This window comes from Citrobacter sp. MGH105 (assembly GCF_001037485.2).
GTDB lineage: Bacteria > Pseudomonadota > Gammaproteobacteria > Enterobacterales > Enterobacteriaceae > Citrobacter > Citrobacter portucalensis.
The window spans coordinates 3,820,306-3,842,033 of the sequence record NZ_CP073048.1; the positions used below are offsets into that span (position 1 = coordinate 3,820,306).

19 protein-coding genes and 1 other annotated feature are annotated in these 21,728 nt (G+C 53.7%); of the genes, 9 read left to right on the plus strand and 10 right to left on the minus strand.

Annotation, left to right across the window (positions count from 1 at the left end):
- Positions 1-59: 59 nt before the first annotated feature.
- The 3 genes from copA to ybaK all read left to right on the plus strand — a co-directional run bounded on the left by copA (position 60) and on the right by ybaK (position 4,190).
- Positions 60-2,561 carry a copper-exporting P-type ATPase CopA gene (gene copA, locus SK35_RS18490; RefSeq protein WP_032942557.1) on the plus strand — a complete coding sequence of 834 codons (2,502 nt, stop codon included), beginning with the start codon at positions 60-62 and terminating at the stop codon, positions 2,559-2,561.
- Positions 2,562-2,714: 153 nt separating this feature from the next.
- Positions 2,715-3,509 carry a TraB/GumN family protein gene (locus tag SK35_RS18495; RefSeq protein WP_003831057.1) on the plus strand — a complete coding sequence of 265 codons (795 nt, stop codon included), beginning with the start codon at positions 2,715-2,717 and terminating at the stop codon, positions 3,507-3,509.
- Between the two features lie 201 nt (positions 3,510-3,710).
- On the plus strand, positions 3,711-4,190 hold the full coding sequence (ybaK, locus tag SK35_RS18500) for a Cys-tRNA(Pro)/Cys-tRNA(Cys) deacylase YbaK (RefSeq protein ID WP_003831056.1): 480 nt from the start codon (positions 3,711-3,713) through the stop codon (positions 4,188-4,190).
- 107 nt (positions 4,191-4,297) lie between these two features.
- Here the strand turns inward: ybaK and ushA are convergent, their stop codons facing one another.
- On the minus strand, positions 4,298-5,950 hold the full coding sequence (ushA, locus tag SK35_RS18505) for a bifunctional UDP-sugar hydrolase/5'-nucleotidase UshA (RefSeq protein ID WP_048214775.1): 1,653 nt from the start codon (positions 5,948-5,950) through the stop codon (positions 4,298-4,300).
- 174 nt (positions 5,951-6,124) lie between these two features.
- On the opposite strand from ushA, the gene fsr reads away from it, so the two are divergent.
- Positions 6,125-7,345, plus strand: coding sequence for a fosmidomycin MFS transporter (gene fsr, locus SK35_RS18510; protein WP_003021788.1), 1,221 nt, complete (start codon positions 6,125-6,127; stop codon positions 7,343-7,345).
- A 225-nt stretch (positions 7,346-7,570) separates the two neighbouring features.
- Positions 7,571-9,250 carry a YbaL family putative K(+) efflux transporter gene (gene ybaL / locus SK35_RS18515; protein WP_048214776.1) on the plus strand — a complete coding sequence of 560 codons (1,680 nt, stop codon included), beginning with the start codon at positions 7,571-7,573 and terminating at the stop codon, positions 9,248-9,250.
- A 45-nt stretch (positions 9,251-9,295) separates the two neighbouring features.
- On the opposite strand, the gene gsk is transcribed toward ybaL, so the two are convergent.
- Positions 9,296-10,600, minus strand: a complete 1,305-nt coding sequence (gene gsk / locus SK35_RS18520; protein ID WP_003021781.1) for an inosine/guanosine kinase — start codon at positions 10,598-10,600, stop codon at positions 9,296-9,298.
- 152 nt (positions 10,601-10,752) lie between these two features.
- On the opposite strand from gsk, the gene aes reads away from it, so the two are divergent.
- On the plus strand, positions 10,753-11,712 hold the full coding sequence (gene aes / locus SK35_RS18525; RefSeq protein ID WP_048214777.1) for an acetyl esterase: 960 nt from the start codon (positions 10,753-10,755) through the stop codon (positions 11,710-11,712).
- Here aes and hemH read toward each other — a convergent pair.
- The 8 genes from hemH to SK35_RS18565 form a co-directional block, all read right to left on the minus strand.
- Complete coding sequence (hemH, locus tag SK35_RS18530) at positions 11,709-12,671, minus strand: ferrochelatase (protein ID WP_048214778.1); 963 nt, start codon at positions 12,669-12,671, stop codon at positions 11,709-11,711. The two genes, aes and hemH, sit on opposite strands and share 4 nt — an antisense overlap.
- A gap of 163 nt (positions 12,672-12,834) precedes the next feature.
- Positions 12,835-13,479 (minus strand): adenylate kinase, encoded by a 645-nt coding sequence (gene adk, locus SK35_RS18535; protein WP_003021773.1) that lies wholly within the window; start codon positions 13,477-13,479, stop codon positions 12,835-12,837.
- Between the two features lie 231 nt (positions 13,480-13,710).
- Complete coding sequence (gene htpG / locus SK35_RS18540; protein WP_032942554.1) at positions 13,711-15,585, minus strand: molecular chaperone HtpG; 1,875 nt, start codon at positions 15,583-15,585, stop codon at positions 13,711-13,713.
- A 110-nt stretch (positions 15,586-15,695) separates the two neighbouring features.
- Positions 15,696-16,301 carry a recombination mediator RecR gene (gene recR / locus SK35_RS18545; protein ID WP_003021767.1) on the minus strand — a complete coding sequence of 202 codons (606 nt, stop codon included), beginning with the start codon at positions 16,299-16,301 and terminating at the stop codon, positions 15,696-15,698.
- Positions 16,301-16,630: a YbaB/EbfC family nucleoid-associated protein gene (locus tag SK35_RS18550; RefSeq protein ID WP_003021764.1), complete on the minus strand. Its 330-nt coding sequence runs from the start codon at positions 16,628-16,630 to the stop codon at positions 16,301-16,303. Before SK35_RS18550 ends, recR begins: the two co-directional genes overlap by 1 nt.
- Positions 16,631-16,687: 57 nt before the next feature.
- Complete coding sequence (gene dnaX, locus SK35_RS18555) at positions 16,688-18,616, minus strand: DNA polymerase III subunit gamma/tau (protein WP_048214779.1); 1,929 nt, start codon at positions 18,614-18,616, stop codon at positions 16,688-16,690.
- Positions 17,291-17,355 (minus strand) — a sequence feature (DnaX frameshifting element). (Overlaps the previous gene by 65 nt.)
- 210 nt (positions 18,617-18,826) lie before the next feature.
- Positions 18,827-19,378 carry an adenine phosphoribosyltransferase gene (apt, locus tag SK35_RS18560; RefSeq protein ID WP_003021759.1) on the minus strand — a complete coding sequence of 184 codons (552 nt, stop codon included), beginning with the start codon at positions 19,376-19,378 and terminating at the stop codon, positions 18,827-18,829.
- A gap of 193 nt (positions 19,379-19,571) precedes the next feature.
- Complete coding sequence (locus SK35_RS18565) at positions 19,572-19,949, minus strand: DUF454 family protein (protein WP_008783969.1); 378 nt, start codon at positions 19,947-19,949, stop codon at positions 19,572-19,574.
- Positions 19,950-20,018: 69 nt separating this feature from the next.
- Between SK35_RS18565 and priC the strand changes: the two genes are divergently transcribed.
- The 3 genes from priC (at position 20,019) to SK35_RS18580 (ending at position 21,721) form a co-directional block, all read left to right on the plus strand.
- Positions 20,019-20,546, plus strand: a complete 528-nt coding sequence (priC, locus tag SK35_RS18570) for a primosomal replication protein N'' (protein ID WP_048214780.1) — start codon at positions 20,019-20,021, stop codon at positions 20,544-20,546.
- Positions 20,547-20,560: 14 nt separating this feature from the next.
- The gene (rsmS, locus tag SK35_RS18575; protein WP_065772037.1) at positions 20,561-20,728 is read left to right on the plus strand and encodes a pleiotropic regulatory protein RsmS; all 168 of its coding nucleotides are present in this window, start codon (positions 20,561-20,563) and stop codon (positions 20,726-20,728) included.
- 69 nt (positions 20,729-20,797) lie between these two features.
- Positions 20,798-21,721, plus strand: coding sequence for an Rpn family recombination-promoting nuclease/putative transposase (locus SK35_RS18580; protein ID WP_048214781.1), 924 nt, complete (start codon positions 20,798-20,800; stop codon positions 21,719-21,721).
- The last annotated feature ends 7 nt before the right edge of the window (positions 21,722-21,728 follow it).

The window sequence follows — 21,728 nt, forward strand, 5'->3', positions numbered from 1 at the left end:
TTAGTCAAAACGATTGCTAAGGTCAATGAATCTCAGAACAATCATAGAGGAAATTTGTTATGTCTCAAACCATCGATCTAACCCTGGACGGCTTGTCCTGTGGTCACTGCGTAAAACGCGTTAAAGAGAGTCTGGAGCAACGCCCGGACGTTGAGCAAGCGGATGTCACTGTGACTGAAGCGCACATCACCGGGAGCGCCAGTGCTGAAGCGCTGATTGAAACCATCAAACAAGCCGGTTACGGCGCGGAGTTAAGCCACCCAAAGGCTAAACCGCTGACGGAGTCATCAATCCCGTCGGAAGCACTGGCAGCGGTCCCTTCCGAGCTTCCGGCAGCTACGGCTGATGATGACAGCCAACAGTTGCTGTTAAACGGCATGAGCTGCGCCAGCTGTGTTATCCGCGTACAAGATGCTCTGCAAAGCGTACCGGGTGTCACGCAGGCACGGGTAAACCTGGCGGAACGTACTGCGCTGGTAATGGGCAGTGCGTCCGCCGACCAGTTAGTGAAAGCGGTGGAAAAAGCGGGCTACGGCGCAGAAGCCATTGAAGATGATGTTAAGCGCCGCGAGCGTCAGCAAGAAACCGCCGTAGCAACCATGAAACGTTTTCGCTGGCAGGCGGCCGTCGCGCTGCTGCTGGGTATCCCTGTCATGGTATGGGGAATGATTGGCGAAAACATGATGGTCACTGCCGACAACCGTAGCCTGTGGCTGACGATTGGTCTGGCAACGCTTGCCGTGATGGTTTTCGCGGGCGGTCATTTTTACCGCAACGCGTGGAAAAGCCTGATGAACGGCACCGCGACCATGGATACGCTGGTGGCGCTGGGTACAGGGGTGGCATGGCTTTATTCCATGAGTGTCAACCTCTGGCCGCAATGGTTCCCGATGGAAGCGCGACACCTCTATTATGAAGCCAGTGCGATGATTATCGGTCTGATTAACCTCGGGCACATGCTGGAAGCGCGGGCTCGCCAGCGTTCGTCCAAAGCACTGGAAAAATTACTCGATCTGACGCCGCCGACCGCGCGTGTTGTTACCGACGAAGGCGAAAAGAACGTGCCTCTGGCAGACGTTCAGGCGGGAATGCTGCTGCGCCTGACCACCGGTGACCGCGTTCCGGTAGACGGCGAAATCACTCAGGGCGAAGCCTGGCTGGATGAAGCCATGCTGACCGGAGAGCCTATTCCGCAACAAAAAGGCGAAGGCGATAGCGTCCACGCCGGTACGGTCGTACAAGACGGCAGCGTGCTGTTCCGCGCCAGTGCCGTTGGCAGCCACACCACGCTGTCACGCATTATTCGTATGGTGCGCCAGGCGCAAAGCAGTAAACCGGAGATTGGTAAACTAGCCGACCGTATCTCCTCAGTGTTCGTTCCGGTCGTCGTCGTCATTGCGCTGGTGAGTGCGGCAATCTGGTATTTCTTCGGGCCGGCACCACAAATTGTTTATACGCTGGTGATTGCCACTACCGTACTGATTATTGCCTGCCCTTGTGCGCTGGGCCTGGCGACGCCGATGTCGATTATTTCCGGTGTAGGTCGTGCCGCTGAGTTTGGGGTTCTGGTACGTGATGCCGATGCGCTGCAGCGCGCCAGTACGCTTGATACCGTCGTATTTGATAAAACCGGGACATTGACTGAAGGTAAACCGCAGGTTGTCGCCATCAAAACGTTTGGCAACACCGATGAAGCACTGGCAATTCGTCTGGCAGCAGCCCTTGAACAGGGGTCCAGCCACCCGCTGGCCAGAGCGATACTGGACAAAGCCGGTGATGTTACGCTGCCACAGGTCAATGGTTTCCGTACGCTGCGCGGTTTAGGCGTAAGCGGTGAAACGGAAGGTCATACGCTGCTGCTGGGCAACCAGGCACTGCTCAATGAGCAACAGGTTGATACCACTGAAATGGAAGCTGAAATCACCGCTCAGGCATCCCAGGGTTCAACCCCGGTCCTGTTGGCGATTGATGGTAAAGCGGCGGCGCTGTTAGCGGTGCGTGATCCGCTGCGTAGCGACAGCGTGGCAGCACTTCAGCGCCTGCACCGCAACGGGTATCGTCTGGTGATGCTTACTGGTGACAACCCGACCACGGCTAACGCTATTGCCAAAGAAGCCGGTATTGATGAGGTGATTGCCGGTGTTCTGCCGGACGGTAAAGCCGAGGCGATTAAACGTCTGCAAAGCCAGGGACGTCAGGTTGCCATGGTGGGTGACGGTATTAACGATGCACCTGCGCTGGCTCAGGCCGATGTCGGAATTGCCATGGGTGGCGGCAGCGATGTGGCGATTGAAACCGCCGCGATTACGCTGATGCGTCATAGCCTGATGGGCGTTGCGGATGCACTGTCTATCTCCCGGGCAACGTTGCGCAATATGAAGCAGAACCTGGTTGGCGCGTTTATTTATAACAGCATCGGTATTCCCGTTGCCGCTGGGATCCTGTGGCCGTTCACCGGAACACTGCTGAATCCGGTCGTTGCAGGGGCGGCGATGGCACTCTCCTCCATTACTGTGGTGAGCAACGCTAACCGACTGCTGCGCTTCAAACCGAAAGAGTAACCCTCTGCCGCATGGCGCTCACGCTTATCCGGCCTACAAAATGCAGGTAACATTGTAGGCTGGATAAGACGATTTCGCGTCGCCATCCGGCGATTCTCGCATTGCACCTTCCTGGACCACGCGCTAGCATGAAAGTCTACTTAGGGAGGTCGTATGGATCTGTTATACCGGGTAAAAACATTTTTCACCGCGCTACGCGGCAACCACTATACCTGGCCTGCCATCGACATTTCATTGCCCGGCAACCGCCATTTTCATCTGATTGGCAGTATTCATATGGGCAGTCGCGATATGGCACCTCTGCCTGCCAAATTACTCAAAAAACTCAACCATGCCGATGCGCTGATTGTCGAAGCAGATGTTTCCGGTGACGACGCGCCGTTTGCTAACCTTCCTACATTTGCCGCACTCGAAGAACGTATCAGCCCGGAGCAGTTAGAAAACCTGCGTAAAGTCACCAATGAACTGGGCATTTCCCCCTCCCTGTTATCTACTCAGCCGTTGTGGCAAATCGCCATGGTATTACAGGCGACACAGGCACAGCAGTTGGGGCTACGGGCGGAATACGGAATTGATTACCAATTGCTGAAAGCGGCAAAGCAAGCGCATAAACCCGTCATCGAACTGGAAGGCGCATCCAGCCAAATCGAGCTGTTATGTCAGTTGCCTGATAACGGACTGGCCCTGTTGGACGATACTCTGACGCACTGGCATACCAATGCCAGATTGTTGCAACAAATGATGGGCTGGTGGCTTAAAACACCGCCACGCAATAGCGAACTGACGCTTCCCAATACCTTTAGCCAGTCGTTGTATGACGTATTGATGCATCAACGCAACACAGCCTGGCGCGATCGGCTCAGGGCGATGCCTGCTGGTCATTACGTCGTGGCCGTTGGCGCGCTACATCTGTACGGAGAGGGAAATTTGCCGGAGATGTTACGGTAAAAAAAATGGCCAATATTTCTATTGGCCCGTCAAAGAGGAATTTCATCATTATTATGATCCCAATGCTTAAAGCATCGGTGTAGTTCGATTGTCGCTCAAAGTCATCATCCTGCCAATACTATTGCGCAAGATGGTACTATTTTTTAGACAGACATCAGGCGTATGCTTGAGTCGTATTTTGTCTGGTCCAGGAAAATTGCTATGACACCCGCCGTTAAATTACTCGAAAAAAACAAAATTTCTTTCCAGATTCACACCTACGATCACGATCCGTCCGAGACGAACTTTGGTGATGAAGTGGTACGCAAGTTAGGTCTGAATGCGGACCAGGTCTACAAAACGCTGCTGGTTGCCGTGAATGGCGATATGAAGCATCTGGCGGTTGCGGTCACGCCTGTAGCCGGTCAATTGGATCTCAAAAAGGTCGCTAAGGCGCTGGGGGCTAAAAAGGTCGATATGGCCGATCCAATGGTTGCGCAACGAACCACCGGTTATCTGGTGGGGGGGATCAGCCCATTAGGACAGAAAAAGAGATTGCCAACGCTCATTGATGCCCCTGCCCAGACGTTTGACACCATTTATGTTTCCGGCGGCAAACGCGGGCTGGATATCGAACTGGCAGCGGGCGATCTGGCGAAAATTCTGGATGCGAAATTCGCCGACATCGCTCGTCGCGATTAAGCGGTTATAGACTGATTGCCTGATGGCGCGCAGCTTTAAGGCCTACAAACCGCACTGACCTGTAGGCCGGATAAGGTGCCCGCACCGCCATCCGGCACTCCGCCCTGTTACTGCCAGGTAACTTCACCCCTCGGCTCATACACACTGGCATCCAGCGGTGAGTTCTTCTGCACGTACTCTTTCAGCACTTCCGCATCAATAAACCCGGTATTCACATAGCCTGGTTTGTTATCAATGCGCGGATAGCCATCGCCACCGGTTGCGTTGAAGCTTAGCGTTGCCATGCGATAGGTTTTGGCTGGGTCAACGGGTTCGCCTTTGATTTTCAAATCGTTAAGCTTGCCGTCTTTCGCCACAAAGCTGACGTTGGCAAACTGCGGATAGGCCCCGGAGTCCGGCTTCATTTGTGCCACGGCGGTCAGATAGTCAATCACCTCTTTCCCGCTCATGTCGGCATACACCACGATGTTTCCGAACGGCTGTACTTTCAGCACGCTCTTATAGGTGATATCACCGCCTTCGATGGAATCACGGATGCCACCGCCGCTCATCACGCCAAAATCAGCGCTGGTTCGCGCCATTTGCGCAGCCAGCAGCAAATGTCCCATGTTGGTCTGCACGAAACGGACTTTGCTTCGGTCGCCTTCGAGGCGCGCATTGACGCTACCGATTTTCACGTCGAGCTGCGCTTTACCTTTATTCTGGAACGGCGTCAGCAGCGAAAGCATTTGCTGATTTTCAGCTATTTCCGGGGTGTAGAGTACGCGCTCACTTTTACCGTTGTCCCAGGTCACTTTTTTCTTCAGGTTGACGGGAATGAGCTGGTAGTTAACCATTTTCATTTCGCCGTTACGGAACTCAAAGTCTGCCCGGCCCACGTATTTCCCCCACTCATGCGCCTGCACAATCCAGATCCCATTTTGCTTGTCTGGCGCACACGGCGTACCCGGTACGTAATCAACCTGCTTCTTGTTCTCTGAAGCCATACACACCGGATCCTGCGAGTGACCACCGACAATCATCGCCAGCGATCCCGCCGGCAGGCTACGCGCCATTTCGACATCGCCGGGAGCGTTCGAGCCGTGGTTGCCGTTGTCATAATGTCCCATATGGGTGGTCGCGATAATGATGTCTGGCTTTTCACCCATATTCAGTTCCTGGATAACCAGTTTGGCTTCATCAGCAGGTTTACGGAACTCAATATCGGTAAAGAACTCGGGGTTGCCTATTTTTGCCGTATCGTCGGTGGTTAAACCGAGTACGGCAATTTTTAAATCCTGGCGCTTAAAGATGGCCCACGGCTTAAACAAACGCTCGCCAGTGCTTTTCTGATAGATATTGGCCGAGAGAAACGGGAATTTGGACCATTTTTCCTGCTGGCGCAGTACGGTCATGGGATTATCAAACTCGTGGTTTCCGACCGCCATTGCGTCATAGCCAATCAGGTTCATCCCACGAAAATCAGGTTCCGCATCCTGCAGATCGGACTCCGGTACGCCGGTATTAATGTCGCCACCGGAAAGCAGCAGTACGCTTCCCCCTTCCTCTGCCACCTCTTTACGAATACTGTCCACCAGCGTTTTTTGCGCCGCCAGTCCGTATTCTCCGTATTCGCTGCGCCAGAAGTGACCGTGATGATCGTTGGTATGCAGAATGGTAATTTTGTAGGTTTTATCTTTTTCGTACGCTTGTGCAGGCTGACCTGCCAGCGTAAATGCGGCTAATAACGCCAGCGCCACGCCCCGTTTTAAAAACTTCATATTTCTCTCCCTGAGCCAAAATCAACGACTGAAATTACAATGATATGAAATAATAGTCGAAAATGTTTTCAGAAATGAGACTTCCTTCAAACACCTTCCGCAGGTATGTTAGTCAGGTAATAATAACAAAATAGATTACCCTCATAATCGCAACCCAAACAGAAGTGACTTTCTATGGCAATAAGTGAACCAACCCAGCCTGTGGCTGGCGCGTCAGCGTCGGTTGCTAAAGCACGCACCTCATTTGGCATTTTAGGAGCGATCAGCCTCTCCCATCTGCTAAACGATATGATTCAGTCGCTGATCCTGGCGATTTATCCGCTATTGCAGTCAGAGTTCTCGCTAACGTTTATGCAGATCGGGATGATCACCCTAACCTTCCAGCTTGCTTCCTCGCTGCTGCAACCGGTGGTGGGTTACTGGACGGACAAATACCCGATGCCGTGGTCGCTGCCCATTGGGATGTGCTTCACGCTGAGCGGACTTGTTTTGCTGGCCATGGCTGGCAGCTTCCATATGGTGCTGCTCGCCGCGGCGCTGGTTGGCACCGGCTCTTCGGTATTTCATCCGGAATCGTCCCGCGTGGCACGCATGGCCTCCGGCGGTCGTCACGGCCTGGCGCAGTCAATTTTCCAGGTTGGCGGCAACTTCGGCAGCTCTCTGGGGCCCTTGCTGGCAGCTGTCATCATCGCGCCATATGGTAAGGGTAATGTGGCCTGGTTTGTTCTGGCTGCGTTATTAGCGATTGTCGTCCTGGCACAAATCAGCCGTTGGTATGCCGCGCAGCATCGGATGAGTAAAGGAAAACCGAAAGTCGCCATCGTAAATCCGTTACCGCGCAATAAAGTGGTGCTGGCGGTAAGCATCCTGCTGGTGCTGATTTTCTCCAAATACTTCTATATGGCGAGCATCAGCAGCTATTACACCTTTTATCTGATGCAAAAATTCGGATTATCGGTACAAAACGCCCAGTTTCATCTGTTTGCCTTCCTGTTTGCCGTCGCGGCCGGGACGGTGATTGGCGGACCATTAGGCGATAAAATTGGCAGAAAATATGTTATTTGGGGCTCTATCCTCGGCGTTGCGCCATTTACCCTCGTCTTACCCTACGCAACGCTGGAATGGACCGGGATTTTAACCGTGATCATTGGTTTTATCCTCGCATCGGCGTTTTCTGCTATTTTGGTCTACGCGCAGGAGCTGCTTCCTGGGCGTATCGGCATGGTTTCTGGGCTATTTTTCGGGTTTGCCTTCGGCATGGGCGGCTTGGGAGCCGCGGTGCTAGGGCTAATAGCCGACCATACCAGCATCGATTTGGTCTACAAAATATGTGCTTTCCTGCCACTTCTGGGGATACTGACCATATTCTTACCTGATAACCGACACAAAGCCTGATTTTCTGACGGCCAAAAGTAAATTTTGGCCGTCATTACTTGCAGTAGCCATCAGCCTTTACCTCTCACATATCACCGTACTTTTCCGATCCGTGCTTTTTTACTCTTAAAATCCCGTTTTCTTCAAAATTCAATAATTATTCATAAACATAAACATTAAAATTGTCATAAACTATTACTCGTAGTTTGGGTTTTCAGGATCATCACAGCAACCAAAGGAGACGGAATGCATCACGCCACCCCGCTTATCACCACCATTGTCGGCGGCCTTGTGCTCGCTTTTATATTAGGCATGATTGCCAATAAACTGCGTATTTCTCCTCTGGTGGGATATCTGTTAGCGGGCGTTCTGGCCGGTCCATTTACACCTGGTTTTGTTGCTGATACTAAGCTCGCGCCTGAGCTGGCCGAGCTTGGCGTTATTCTGCTGATGTTTGGCGTGGGGCTGCACTTTTCGTTGAAGGATTTGATGGCGGTAAAGTCTATCGCCATTCCCGGCGCGATTGCCCAGATAGCGGTGGCAACGCTGCTGGGTATGGCGCTTTCCGCCATATTGGGCTGGTCACTGATGGTGGGGATCGTGTTTGGTCTGTGTCTTTCAACCGCCAGTACCGTGGTGCTACTGCGTGCGCTTGAAGAACGACAGCTCATTGACAGCCAGCGCGGGCAAATCGCCATTGGCTGGTTGATTGTCGAAGATCTGATGATGGTGCTGACGCTGGTTCTCCTGCCAGCCGTCGCCGGGATGCTGGAAAAAGAAGACGTCGGCTTTGCCTCGCTGGCCGTCGATATGGGTATTACCATCGGTAAGGTGGTGGCGTTTATCGCGATCATGATGCTGGTGGGTCGTCGCCTGGTACCGTGGATTATGGCCCGCAGCGCCGCAACCGGTTCACGCGAACTGTTTACACTCTCAGTCCTCGCCCTCGCCTTAGGTATCGCCTTTGGCGCAGTAGAGCTGTTCGATGTCTCCTTTGCGCTGGGCGCGTTCTTCGCCGGTATGGTGCTAAATGAATCTGAACTAAGCCACCGTGCGGCGCATGATACTCTGCCGCTGCGCGATGCGTTCGCCGTGCTGTTCTTCGTTTCCGTCGGGATGCTGTTCGATCCGTTAGTTCTGATCCAGCAGCCGTTGGCGGTACTGGGCACGCTGGCGATTATCATCTTTGGTAAATCCCTTGCCGCCTATTTCCTGGTGCGCCTGTTTGGTCACTCCCAACGCACAGCGCTCACCATTGCCACCAGCCTGGCGCAGATTGGTGAATTTGCCTTTATCCTGGCGGGTCTGGGAATGGCGTTGAACCTGCTGCCGCAGGCCGGACAGAATCTGGTGCTGGCCGGGGCAATCCTGTCCATCATGCTCAACCCGGTGCTGTTTGCGGTGTTAGAAAAATACCTCGCCAAAACAGAAACGCTGGAAGAGCAGACGCTGGAAGAGGCCATCGAAGAAGAGAAGCAAATTCCGGTGGATATCTGCAATCATGCCTTGCTGGTTGGCTTTGGTCGCGTCGGCAGCCTGCTGGGTGAGAAATTGATGGCTGCGGGGATCCCGCTGGTGGTGATCGAAACCTCACGTACCCGGGTGGATGAACTGCGCGAGCGTGGGATCCGCGCGGTACTGGGAAATGCCGCCAACGAAGAGATTATGAATCTGGCGCATCTGGATTGCGCGCGCTGGCTGCTGCTGACCATTCCCAATGGTTATGAAGCGGGTGAAATTGTCGCTTCTGCACGTGAGAAATGCCCGTCGATTGAGATTATCGCCCGCGCGCATTATGACGATGAGGTGGAATATATTACCGAACGCGGCGCCAACCAGGTCGTCATGGGTGAGCGTGAAATCGCCCGCACCATGCTGGAGCTGATTGAAACGCCGCCTGCAGGTGAAGTTGCTACGGCCAGTTAATGTCCGTGCCGGATAGCGTTATCGCTTATCCGGCCTATGCAAGATTTAACGGTCCCAGTACGACTCTTCGAGACTGTCTTCACGTTCCGGTAAACCGCGCGTCAGGCGCGGTGAATGCTGGTTCAGCACCTGATAACTCACGCGATTAGCATACTTACACACCTGGGCTAACGACGAATAGGTCAGCCAGGTGAACTTGTGCTTGCTGGAGTTAGGCACGTTGCTGCGGTGATAGCTGTTGGCGGTAATATCATGCAGCAATGCCGCCAGCGCGCCGTCGCCAGCGCCGTTGGTGTTCATTATCTTCTCAGGCCCGCCCATATACGGTGCGATGTGCGAATACACGCGCAGCGGATTGGTACAGTCTTTATGGCGCATGGCACGGCTGAATTCGTACTGGTTAAATTCGGCAATAGCACCAGGGAGCAGCGGATGCTGGGTTTTACGTTTAACTTCTTCTTCCGTAAAGCCCGCCATATACAGACCCGCCGGACCCGCCGTGCACAGCACCAGATCCACCCAATCCAGCGCCTTATCAGACGCCAGCAGCGGGTCGTTCTCGCCGGTCAGCGCTTCAGCCTCTTCTTCATTCATCGCCAGAATAGAGACATGCTCTTTCAGGAATGCCTGCCACCACTGCGGGTTATCGGCAATGACGAATTTGGTGCCCAGGGTCAGAACCACTGGCACATTGTGCTTTTTGGCGTATTCAATCGCCTTCATGGTCGCTTCCGGCATCGGCTCACCCGGTTCGCAGCGCACCAGATAAGACGTCAGCACCAGCGCGGACGCTCCGGCAATCACTGATTCAGGGATGCTATCCGCTCGTAGCTTATTCATATGCCCAGGGCTGATTGCGAAGGTACGCTCACCTGACTCGCCAATCAGCGTAAAGCAGCGGCCAATCGGTCCGTTAACGCCTTGCAGGTAATTCAGGTCGGTACGGCTGGAGGTATTGCATAAATAGCGGTAAGCATAGCTGCCAATCTCGATATTGCTGCACATCACGCCCAGCAGCACCGAGCGGTCATCCGCCAGCACAGAGTAGTTGTGCATCGTGTTACCGATAGTACCGCCCGCAAACTGATGGGTGATCAAATTTTCACGCACCAGTTCCTGGTAGAGCGCTTCTGCGACATCATCGGCAATCACCAGAGAATGCCCGGCGCTTAATCCATAACGTTTTACAAAGTCATCATCCACTTTGGCTTCAATATCCACCAGCGTCTGGTCGATACCTACCACCCAGGCTGCGCTGGTTTCATTTTCTGGCTGAATTTGTTGCAGCAACGGATCGCGCGCGCTGACGGGAAAATAGTGTTTGGATTTGCGTTTACCGGGAAATTTCATGGTCGATTTTACGGGTGGTTAACTGAGCGATGCATGGTAGCACATTCCCTGCCACGCATGCGATGCGGCGCTAAGTTTCAATATCAGACGGTGAGATCGCAGTTTATACGGGATTAATTTCTACAATAACTCACCTTCACAAGGAGCGTTTTATGAAGCCGGAAAACAAGATCCCCGTACTCGACAGAATTTCGGATGAAATGAAAAGCGTGGTGAATTTTCATCGCGACGATCTGCCGCCGTGGCCCGCTGCAGATGACTTCGTGGCCCAGCGCCAACACTACATTCATGAACGGCAGCTGTGGAATGCCGATGCCCCAGAGATGAATACCCGCGAATGCGTTATTTCTACCGCATGCGGCCCCGTGGCCACACGTATTTACTCACCGCAGCCTCATAGCCTGGCAACGTTGTATTATCTGCACGGCGGCGGTTTTATTCTCGGTAATCTGGATACCCACGACCGTATTATGCGCCTGCTGGCGCGCTATACGCAGTGCACGGTAATTGGTATCGACTATTCGCTTGCGCCAGAAGCCCGTTTCCCGCAAGCCATCGAAGAGATTGCCGCCGTCTGCCAGTATTTTCATCAGCACGCTGGCGACTATTCTCTTAATGTGAATCATATCGGTTTTGCGGGCGATTCCGCCGGAGCCATGCTGGCGCTTGCCAGTGCTCTGTGGCTGCGGGATAAACGCATTGTCTGCGGCAAGGTGGCTGGGGTGCTTTTGTGGTATGGGCTTTACGGCCTGCAAGATTCACTGAGTCGACGGCTGATGGGCGGAGCGTGGGATGGGTTAACCCGCGAGGACTTGCAGATGTACGAAAACGCGTACCTGCGTAGCGCTAACGATCGCGAGTCACCGTATTATTGCCTGTTTAATAACGATCTGACGCGTGACGTGCCACCGTGTTTTATCGCTGGCGCTGAGTTTGATCCGCTGATTGACGATAGCCGCTTACTATTCCAGACGTTGCAGGCGCATCAGCAGCCCTGCCAGTACAAAATGTACCCTGGCACGCTACACGCCTTCCTGCACTATTCGCGAATGATGAAAACCGCCGACGATGCATTACGGGAAGGCGCTCGTTACTTCAGAGCCCAGCTTTAACGGTAAGCGTCGGTCAGTTTAACCATCATTTCGATATGTTCCGGTGCGGCATTAAGCGCCGGAATATACTCATATTGCTTACCGCCAGCTTCGAGGAAAATCTCCCGGTTTTGTACCGCTATCTCTTCCAGCGTTTCGAGGCAATCTGCCGAGAAGCCCGGACACATAACCTGGATATGTTGTGTCCCTTTCTCCGCCAGCATTTTTAACGTTTCGTCGGTATACGGCGTCAGCCACGGTTCGCGACCAAAGCGAGACTGGAAGGTCATCATTACTTTTTCTGGCGGCAGGCCAAGCGCTGAAACCAGCTCTCGGGTGGTATCGCGACAGCGCTGCGGGTAGTCATCGCCTTCATCGGCGTAACGCTGCGGAATGCCGTGATAGGAGAGCAGCAGCAAATCAGGTTCACCGTGTTGAGCAAATGAATCCCGGGCACTCTTCGCCAGCGCATCGATGTAGCTGCTGTCATCGGCGTAATCACGAATAAATGAAACGCCAGGAATACCGCGTTTACGCGCTAAGATTCGCGCCAGCTCGTCCCAGACTGCCGCCACCGTCGAACAGGAATATTGCGGGTACAGCGGTAACACCACCATGTGTTCAACCCCGCTTGCCAACAGTTCATCGACCGCGCTTTCAAGCGACGGCGAACCGTAGCTCATTCCCAGCGCAACAGGGGTATTTGGTAGGCGTTCTGCCAGCGCACGCTGTTGTGCCCTGCTATAAACCATCAGCGGGGAACCGTCTTCCATCCAGATTGACTGGTACAGCTTGGCTACGCGTGGCGCACGCAACGGTAAAATCACCCCGCGCAGAAGCGGCCACCACAGTGCAGGTGACGTATCAACTACGCGTGGATCGCTTAAAAACTGGCGCAGGTAGCGCTTAACGGCTTCGGGGGTTGGGGCATCGGGAGTGCCGAGGTTTGCCAGCAGGATACCGGTTTTCGTCTGACGCATTACCGCCTCTTATCGATTCAAATTGTTGATAATTGTAGCGGAAAAGCGATAAAGAAGAACTAATTGCTGTGAGAGGTAAGACGAGAATTTGCCTGATGGTGCTACGCTTATCAGGCCTACGCGATAATGGCAGGCCTGATAAGAGATTTATTACGCGAAAAAATTAGCCGAGGATTTTTTCCAGCGCTGCGCGCACGTCAGCAACGGCCTGAGTGCCATCAACTTTCGCATATTTGGTGTTACCCGCCTGCGCTTCTTTAGAGTAGTAGCCGATCAGCGGAGCGGTCATCTGATGGTATTCCACCAGGCGCTTACGTACAGTTTCTTCCTGATCGTCTTTACGGGTGGTCAGCTCTTCGCCGGTCACGTCGTCTTTACCTTCAACCTTAGGCGGGTTGAATTTGATGTGGTAAACGCGGCCAGAAGCAGCGTGTACGCGACGACCCACGATACGGTCAACGATCAGTTCGTCAGGAACATCGAACTCCAGAACGTAGTCCACGTTGATGCCCGCTTCTTTCATGGCGTCTGCCTGCGGAATAGTACGCGGGAAGCCATCCAGCAGGAAACCATTACGGCAGTCTTCCTGAGCAATACGCTCTTTTACCAGCGCGATCACCAGCTCATCAGTCACCAGCTTACCGGCGTCCATGATGTCTTTCGCTTGTTTGCCCAGCTCGGAGCCAGATTTCACGGCGGCACGCAGCATATCACCGGTGGAGATTTGCGGAATACCATACTTCTCCATGATGAACTGAGCCTGAGTTCCTTTACCCGCGCCCGGAGCGCCAAGCAGAATGATACGCATTACGAAAATCCCCTTAAAGGTTGTCGATATTTTTTAAAAAGCGCTAAACGATACCACCATCACGCAATTGGCTCAAGAAAGACGCCCGACGCTGAAACGGTTAACGGTGGGAAAATTAAAAATAAGGCGAGAAAATGCCGGATGGCGGTGGAAACACCGTATCCGGCATACTATTACGAGATGCTGTAGGCCGGATAAGCGTTAACGCCATCCGGCATTACATTACGGGTATCAGGACACCAGCAACTGGTTCATACGACGGATGAACTGGTTCGGGTCTTCCAGCGTGCCGCGCTCAGCAAACAGCGCCTGATCCAGCAGCAGTTCGACCCATTCTTTGAACTGCGCTTCGTCCTGGGTATCCGCCGTGCGTTTTACCAGCACGTGGTCCGGGTTCAGTTCAAAGATATATTTCACTTCCGGTACGGCCTGGCCCGCAGCGGCAAACAGTTTCGCCATCTGGGTACTCATTTCATCCGCATCGGTGGTGACGATGGCTGGCGTGTCGGTCAGACGGTGAGTCAGACGCACTTCTTTCACGCGGTCGCCCAGCAGGGTTTTCACGCGCTCAACGAACGGCGTCAGCGCTTTTTCCGCTTCTTTTGCCGATTCATCAACTTCATCCGCCAGCTTGTCGATGGACTCGTCAGCTTTGGCAACAGACTGGAATGCCTTACCGTCGAACTCGGTCAGGTAGTTCATCATCCACTCATCGATGCGGTCAGAAAGCAGCAGCACTTCGATGCCTTTCTTACGCAGCAGTTCCAGGTGCGGGCTGCTCTTCGCTGCCGCATAGCTGTCTGCGGTGATGTAGTAGATTTTCTCCTGCCCTTCTTTCATCCGCGACACGTAGTCTTCCAGCGACACGGTCTGTGCGGAGGAGTCAGTGTGCGTAGACGCGAAGCGCATCAGCTTAGCGATCGTTTCCTGGTTGGCGTGATCTTCCGCCGGGCCTTCTTTCAGTACCAGGCCGAACTGTTTCCAGAAGGTCTGGTATTTTTCCGCGTCGTCTTTCGCCAGTTTTTCCAGCATCTGCAGTACGCGTTTGGTCAACGCGCTGCGCAGGTTACGGGTGACGGTGCTGTCCTGCAGGATCTCACGGGAAACGTTCAGCGGCAGATCGTTGGAATCTATCAGACCGCGCACAAAGCGCAGGTAGTTCGGCATGAACTGCTCGGCGTCGTCCATAATAAACACACGCTGGACGTACAGTTTCAGACCATGCTTGTGATCGCGGTTCCACATATCCCACGGAGCCTGGGACGGGATGTACAGCAGGCTGGTGTACTCCTGCTTACCTTCCACACGGTTGTGGCTCCAGGTCAGCGGGTCAGTGAAGTCGTGGGCGATGTGCTTGTAGAACTCGTTGTATTCGTCGTCTTTGATTTCCGACTTGTTACGGGTCCACAGCGCCTGCGCTTTGTTGATCTTTTCCCAGGAAACCACGGTCTCGCCGTCTTTTTCTTCGGATTTTTCGATCTCTACCGGCAGCGCGATATGGTCGGAATATTTGCTGATGATGGAACGTACGCGCCAGTCATCAAGGAACTCATCTTCGCCTTCACGCAGATGCAGGGTGATTTCGGTGCCGCGATCGTCTTTGGTGATGTCAGCAACGGTGTACTCACCTTCACCCGCAGATTCCCAGAACACGCCGTTTTCCGGCTTATCGCCCGCAGCGCGGGTACGCACGGTGACTTTGTCCGCCACGATGAACGCAGAGTAGAAACCCACCCCGAACTGGCCGATCAACTGGCTGTCTTTCGCCTGATCGGATCCCATGGACTCGAGGAAAGATTTAGTACCGGATTTCGCAATGGTCCCCAGATGATCGATAACGTCATCACGGTTCATCCCCACGCCGTTATCGGCAATGGTCAACGTACGCTTATCTTTATCGAAGGAAACACGTACACGCAGCTCACCGTCGCCTTCATACAGGTCCGGGTTAGACAGGGCGCGGAAACGCAGCTTGTCTGCCGCATCCGAGGCGTTAGAGATAAGCTCACGCAGGAAGATTTCTTTATTGGAATACAGAGAATGGATCATCAGGTGCAGAAGTTGTTTTACTTCTGACTGAAAACCACGAGTTTCTTGTCCTTTCATGTAGATCTACCTCAACAATGCCATTTTCAATGGTAAAAACACGTTGAGGGTGAAATGGGGACAAGCGGGAAGGATTTCAAGCGGAAGCCGCCGTCGCGGCCTCCGTTTGTTCAGAATTTAATCTTGTGTCGCCCAGCCAGAGAGTGCGACAGCGTGGTGCCATCGACCATTTCCAGCTCGCCGCCTACCGGAACGCCATGGGCGATACGGCTGGCTTCAACGCCATATTGCATGCAAAGCTCAGCAATATAGTTGGCGGTCGCCTCTCCTTCGACCGTGGGATTGGTCGCCAGGATCAGTTCGTTGATTTGCTCAGACGCCAGTCGCTGTTCGAGACGATCCAGCCCGATATCATCAGGGCCAATACCGTCCAGCGGCGACAGGTGTCCCATCAGCACGAAGTAACGTCCGGAAAATTGCCCGGTTTGCTCAATGGCGTAGATGTCCGCCGGACTCTCCACCACACAAATCTGACCGTTTTCCTGGCGACGCGGGTTCGAGCAAATGTTGCAGACGTCTTGCTCTGTGAAGGTGCGGCAATCGGCACAATGGCCGATTTCCGACATTGCCTTCGTTAACGCCTGTGCCAGACGCATCCCGCCGCTGCGATCGCGCTGAAGTAGCGTGAACGCCATGCGCTGCGCCGACTTCGGGCCAACGCCCGGCAGACAGCGCAGTGCTTCCATAAGCTGAGTTAACAGCGGGCTGGTTTGCATCAGAACGGCATCTTAAAGCCAGGCGGCAGCTGCATTCCGGAGGAAACAGAGGCCATCTTCTCTTTCTGCGTCTCTTCAATGCGACGTGCTGCATCGTTGAATGCCGCAGCAACCAGATCTTCCAGCATCTCTTTGTCGTCTTCCAGCAGGCTTGGATCGATCTCCACGCGACGGCAGTTGTGCGCGCCGTTAATGGTCACTTTTACCAGACCCGCGCCAGATTCGCCGGTCACTTCCAGCTTGGCGACTTCTTCCTGCATCTGCTGCATTTTTTCTTGCATCTGCTGGGCCTGTTTCATCAGGTTACCCAGACCGCCTTTACCAAACATAGGCTTCTCTCTCAATCACGTTAAGGGATGACGACCGTCAAACCATTAGGCTCACGATCAAATGGGGCGAATACTCTCTTCGTCCAGCTCCGCATCGAAAAAACGACGCAGTGTCTGGATGTTATTATCCGCAATAATCGACTCACGCGCCTGCGCGAGCTTCTCTTCATAAATGGCCTGACGCCACTCCAGCGGCGTACGCACCGCTGGATTATCATCTTCAACGATGGTCAATTCAACCGTTGACCCCGTTAAGGAACTCAGTGCTTCAGCCAGTTTTTGCTGCGCGCCGCTGGAATTTAGGTGTCGCTGCGTGGAACGCAGGTGCAGGCAAACTACGTTGCCATTCTCTTCTTTCCAGGCATTAAGCGCCACCTGCTCCACCAGTTTAGGCAGCGAGAGCTGACTCACCTGGGCGGCCCACGGGTCGCGTTCAATGGCTTCAGCCGCAAGCTTTGCCGCCAGTTCCGGCGTTTTTTCATGCTCAAGCGCTTTTTTCAGCGCTTTCGGCGTGGCAACGACTTCTTTAACCTCTGCAACAGGATTGGTCGCTTTCCAGCGATACGCTTCTTTCTTCGCCGGTGCTTTTTCCAGCGCAGAGACCGCCGGACGCGCCTGAACACGTTCCGACACCGAAGCCAGTCTTTCCAGCGCAGCATTATTCACCGGCCGCGCGCGGGAAGCGGCTGCCGGTTCACTCTTTTTTGCTTTGGTTGCTCCCTGAGCGCGTTGCAACTGGCTACGCGCCGCCAACACCTGACTGGTGGCATCGGAGAGCGGCACATTCTGTTGCTGTTGTGCAGGCGCAGGCTGCTGCTGCACCTGCGTCGGGGTCATCACCGCAGTGGGTGCGACCGGGGCAAACGACTGTCGTGGAACTTCAGGTTCCGGGAGCGGCATGCGCGGATGAAAAGCCAGCGCACGCAGCAGCGTCATTTCGACGCCCATTCGCCTGTCCGGCGCATACGGCAGTTCTTTGCGCCCGATTAACAAAGTTTGGTAGTAAAGCTGCACATCGGTTGGCGGAACGATTCGCGCCAGTTCACGCATACGCTGTTCAATGGCGGCCATATCGCTGCCGAGCGCGGCAGGCGAAAGCTGAACCATGGCAATACGATGCAGCAAAGCCGACATCTCAACCAGCAGCGCTTCCCATTCGATACCGCGCGCGGCGGCGTCGTTTATCAGCGCCATAACGCGTTCGCCGTCCGCAGCCACAACCGCTTCAACGAGCGAGAGCGCCTGGTCGTCGTCCAGCGTGCCGAGCATGGTGCTTACCGCCTCGGTCGAGACCTGACCATCGCCGCTGGCGATCGCCTGATCGGTCAGGCTCAGCGCATCACGCAGGCTGCCGTCCGCGGCGCGAGCCAGCAGTTGCACTGCACGCGGTTCATGGGCGATATGCTCTTCTTTGAGGATATGCTCAAGCTGATGGCGAATCTGTTCGACATCCAACGCTTTAAGATGGAATTGCAGACAGCGCGACAGGATAGTCACCGGCAGCTTCTGCGGATCGGTAGTCGCCAGCAGGAACTTAACGTGCGCGGGCGGCTCTTCGAGCGTTTTCAGCAAGGCATTAAAACTGTGGCGCGACAGCATGTGCACTTCGTCGATCAAGTAGACCTTAAAGCGACCGCGCGCAGGCGCATACTGGACGTTATCCAGCAGGTCACGGGTGTCTTCGACTTTGGTGCGTGAGGCGGCGTCGATTTCAATCAGATCGACAAAACGCCCCTGCTCGATTTCCCGGCAGTTATCGCACACGCCACACGGCGTGGCGGTGATGCCGGTTTCACAGTTTAATCCCTTCGCCAGCAAGCGGGCGATAGAGGTTTTCCCGACGCCACGGGTGCCGGAAAACAAATAAGCATGATGAATACGCCCTAGCGACAAGCCGTTCGCCAGTGCCGTCAGCACATGTTCCTGGCCGACGACGTCAGCAAAGGTTTGTGGGCGCCATTTTCGGGCTAAGACCTGATAACTCATTGGCAGGCTCTGAAAGGCTGGAGGGTGGATTCACAGGGGGATAATGCTAACACAACCTCGCAGCGACGGCGAGGTTGACACGTTATATTCGGGCGTTATCGTTGCAGTCAGTTTGGTTTCGGGCAGCGCACAGAAACCGGAGCGTACACGCAGTACGTGAGGATTTCGAGCACTGACTGGGGCCAAAATGGCAAAAAAGATAGCCCTAAATTAGTGGCCCGGGAATGGAACCAGGCTATAACAGGTAAGCCCCTGTTTTTCCAGACGCTGTTCGCCGCCCAGATCAAACAGGTTAATGATAAAAGCAGCATCGGTAACTTCACCACCCAGACGGCGGATCAGCTTTACGGTCGCTTCAATCGTGCCGCCAGTTGCCAGCAGGTCGTCCACAACCAGCACTTTATCGCCAGGTTTGATGGCATCAACGTGGATTTCCAGCTGATCGGTGCCGTACTCCAACTCATAGGTCTCAGCAATAACTTCACGCGGAAGCTTACGGGGTTTGCGTACCGGAACAAAGCCGACGCCCAGCCCCAACGCTACCGGCGCGCCAAACAGGAAGCCACGCGCTTCGGTGCCAACCACTTTAGTGATACCCGCATTTTTGTAGCGTTCAACCAGCAATTCAATGCTGAGGGCGTAGGCTTTCGGGTCTTCCAGTAAACTGGTGACATCACGAAAGAGAATGCCCGGTTTTGGGTAGTCGTGGATGCTTTTGATGCTATTTTTGAGAAACTCAAGCTGCTGTGCTGTCGCGGTCATAAGTTTGTGCCTGATTAATACAGTATTACTTCACGGCGCACTAAACACTTCATCCTCGACGTATCTTGAATGATTTTGTGTCTATATAAGAGCCAAGGTTACACTTGCTTAACCTTTGACCACCTGCGCCTGTGCTCGAAAACGGTCGAATTTACTGGCTGTGAGAGACAATTGCAACAGCGATTATTGCGCTTTACTGCTTTTGTTGTTTTTCATCAATCACCGGGATCCGCCACATAAAAATCAGTAAACAGGCGAGAATAACCAGCAGCAGGCCGCGCACCCACATCATATTGACCAGCCACAGTGAAATGCCAAACGTCACCAGGATCAACAAAATAGCGCGCGGTTTTGCTCCCGGCGGCATCGCACGGTGTTTTTGCCAGTGGCGCAAATACCCGCCGAACCACGAACGGTAAAGCAACCAGTCGTGAAAACGCGGCGATGAGCGGGCAAAACACCAGGCGGCCAGCAGTATAAACGGCGTCGTCGGCAACAGAGGCAATACAACGCCCAGCGTACCTAGCACTACCGCTATCCAGCCAATGATGATTAGAATAATGCGTTGCATAATATGAGTACTTAACACAGAGAATCGCTACTTTAGCATAACGGTTCTCATTTTCATCGGAGTGTTGTTGTGAAAACCGCCATGCTGTTACAGACGCTCGAAAATCAGCTTAACCGCTTGCGACAACATTGCGCCCCGCTGGCGCACCACACAACGCTTAGCGCCCGCTTTGACAGGCATCTGTTTCACACGCGCAGCACGTTGCTGCAGGCCTGCCTGGAAGAAGCTGACGATAATCTTACTGCCCTGCGCCGCGCCGTTGAGCAGCAGCAACTCCCACAAATCACCTGGCTTGCGGAACACCTTGCCTCACAGTTAGAGGCGATTTCACGTGAAACCGCCAGTTGGTCCCTTCGAGAGTGGGACAGCGCTTCTCCAGGTCTGGCGCGCTGGCAGCGCAAGCGGGTCCAACATCAGGAATTTGAACGCCGTCTGGTTGAAATGACGCGTGAACGCAAAGAGCGTCTGGCTCAAGCTACCGGCTTTGAAGAACAGCAAAAACTGCATCGTGAAGTAGAAGCATTCGAGGCGCGGCTGGCGCGCTGTCGCCATGCTCTGGCAAGAATAGAAAACGTGCTGGCGCGTTTAACCCGTTAATCCCCGGAGAATTTATGTCATTAGAGAACGCCCCAGACGAGGTCAAACTGGCCGTCGATTTGATTGTTTTACTTGAGGAAAATCAGCTACCAGCACGAACGGTGCTACGCGCGCTGGAGATCGTCATGCGTGATTATGAAAACAAACTTAAAACTGCGGAAGGCACCTCGCAAACTGATTAATTGCCCTCTGGTCTGCCATTGGCTTCGGTGTCAGAGTCGTCGCAACATCACGACGATAACGGACAGATCATGGAACGACTCCCCACCACACCCCACGACGCGGTCTTTCGGCAAATGCTGACGCAAAAGGAAGTTGCCCGAGATTTTTTGCAGATCCATTTGCCTGAGGCATTTCTCAATATATGCGATATGGATACATTAACGCTGGAATCAGGCAGCTTTATTGAGGACGATTTACATACCAGCTATTCAGATATCCTCTATTCCCTGCAAACAACACATGGACCCAGCTACGTTTACGCACTGATTGAACATCAGAGTAAGCCCGATAAATTCATGGCCTTTCGCCTGATGCGCTACGCAATTGCCGCCATGCAACACCATCTTAACGCCGGGCATAAGACATTACCTCTGGTCGTTCCTATCCTGTTTTACCATGGTATGGAAAGTCCGTGGCCTTATACCCTTAACTGGCATCACCTGTTTAGCGAACCAAAGCTTGCGAAAGCGCTTTACGGCAATGAATTTACACTGGTAGACCTGACCGTAATGCCAGATAATCAGATCTTGCAGCATCAACGGGTAGCGATGCTGGAACTCCTGCAAAAACATATTCGTCGACGGGATCTGAGTGAGCTATTGGATCAACTGGTCACACTCTTAACACAAGAGCATCTGACAGAATATCAAATCGACGTTTTGATTAATTACATGCTTAAAGCAGGAAATACCACGGAACCCGGCGTACTTGTCCGCCATCTGGCGCAGAGTGCGCCACAGTACAAGGAACAGCTGATGACGATTGCCGAATGGTTGGAAGAAAAAGGCAGAGTGGAAGGCATACAACAAGGGCTGGAAAAAGGGTTAGAAGAAGGTCGGCAGGTTGAAGCGCGTAATATCGCACAAAAAATGCTCGCCCGCGGCCTGGAACTGGAGCTGATTACGCACCTTACAGGCCTGACGCAGGAAGAACTGGTCGCGCTGGCGCACTAAATGCAAT

Coding starts and splice junctions, on each gene's coding strand:
- copA (WP_032942557.1), top strand. CDS start 60: ATGTCTCAAACCATCGATCTAACCCTGGACGGCTTGTCCTGTGGTCAC.
- SK35_RS18495 (WP_003831057.1), top strand. CDS start 2,715: ATGGATCTGTTATACCGGGTAAAAACATTTTTCACCGCGCTACGCGGC.
- ybaK (WP_003831056.1), top strand. CDS start 3,711: ATGACACCCGCCGTTAAATTACTCGAAAAAAACAAAATTTCTTTCCAG.
- ushA (WP_048214775.1), bottom strand. CDS start 5,950: ATGAAGTTTTTAAAACGGGGCGTGGCGCTGGCGTTATTAGCCGCATTT.
- fsr (WP_003021788.1), top strand. CDS start 6,125: ATGGCAATAAGTGAACCAACCCAGCCTGTGGCTGGCGCGTCAGCGTCG.
- ybaL (WP_048214776.1), top strand. CDS start 7,571: ATGCATCACGCCACCCCGCTTATCACCACCATTGTCGGCGGCCTTGTG.
- gsk (WP_003021781.1), bottom strand. CDS start 10,600: ATGAAATTTCCCGGTAAACGCAAATCCAAACACTATTTTCCCGTCAGC.
- aes (WP_048214777.1), top strand. CDS start 10,753: ATGAAGCCGGAAAACAAGATCCCCGTACTCGACAGAATTTCGGATGAA.
- hemH (WP_048214778.1), bottom strand. CDS start 12,671: ATGCGTCAGACGAAAACCGGTATCCTGCTGGCAAACCTCGGCACTCCC.
- adk (WP_003021773.1), bottom strand. CDS start 13,479: ATGCGTATCATTCTGCTTGGCGCTCCGGGCGCGGGTAAAGGAACTCAG.
- htpG (WP_032942554.1), bottom strand. CDS start 15,585: ATGAAAGGACAAGAAACTCGTGGTTTTCAGTCAGAAGTAAAACAACTT.
- recR (WP_003021767.1), bottom strand. CDS start 16,301: ATGCAAACCAGCCCGCTGTTAACTCAGCTTATGGAAGCACTGCGCTGT.
- SK35_RS18550 (WP_003021764.1), bottom strand. CDS start 16,630: ATGTTTGGTAAAGGCGGTCTGGGTAACCTGATGAAACAGGCCCAGCAG.
- dnaX (WP_048214779.1), bottom strand. CDS start 18,616: ATGAGTTATCAGGTCTTAGCCCGAAAATGGCGCCCACAAACCTTTGCT.
- apt (WP_003021759.1), bottom strand. CDS start 19,378: ATGACCGCGACAGCACAGCAGCTTGAGTTTCTCAAAAATAGCATCAAA.
- SK35_RS18565 (WP_008783969.1), bottom strand. CDS start 19,949: ATGCAACGCATTATTCTAATCATCATTGGCTGGATAGCGGTAGTGCTA.
- rsmS (WP_065772037.1), top strand. CDS start 20,561: ATGTCATTAGAGAACGCCCCAGACGAGGTCAAACTGGCCGTCGATTTG.
- SK35_RS18580 (WP_048214781.1), top strand. CDS start 20,798: ATGGAACGACTCCCCACCACACCCCACGACGCGGTCTTTCGGCAAATG.